This window comes from Aminobacter sp. P4_D5 (assembly GCF_056401815.1).
Genome location: NZ_JBFUIP010001348.1, coordinates 1 through 527, shown reverse-complemented (window position 1 = coordinate 527; position 527 = coordinate 1). Strand labels below are relative to the sequence as shown.

Genomic DNA, 527 nt, shown 5'->3' with positions numbered 1-527 from the left:
GCGTGGGATCCACCGCGGGCCGGCAGAAATTCTCGGGCGGCGCGTCGGAGAGGTGCAGAGAGACCCGTTCGCCCTCGGCCTTGGCCAGAAGATGCCGGTCCCCGGGCGCGAGAAAGATGCGCCCGGCCTCCAGCACGTCACCCTCCTGAGCCTCGGTCACACGTGGACCACCAAGTGTGTCGAGGTGCTGCGCGAGCATCGCGGTGAAGCCGGCCGGCATGTGCTGCACGATCAAGACAGGCACCGCAATCTGCCGCGGCAGCCGCCGCACCAGCGCCGCCAGCGCCTGCGGGCCGCCCGTGGAGCTGCCGATGCAGACGATCTTCGGCACGGCGCCAGGAACCGCAAGCCGCACAGCCATGCCCGGCGGCCGCGCCTGCGCCATCACCGGTTTCTGTCGCAGCCGCGCCCAGCCCTTCACCTTGGCCAGCAATTCGCCGCGGAAATGCGGATCTGCCAGACCCCCGCCCGAAGCCCCTGGCTTCGGAATATAGTCCGACGCGCCGGCCCGCAGCGCGGCCATGGTG

Annotated in this window: 1 protein-coding gene; it reads right to left on the bottom strand. The window is 70.8% G+C overall.

Translation table 11 applies throughout. From position 1 onward, the window contains the following. Nucleotides 1-527, bottom strand: a 527-nt coding sequence (locus AC1DWF_RS38335; RefSeq protein WP_476843627.1) for a chemotaxis protein CheB, incomplete at both ends; no start/stop codon positions are given.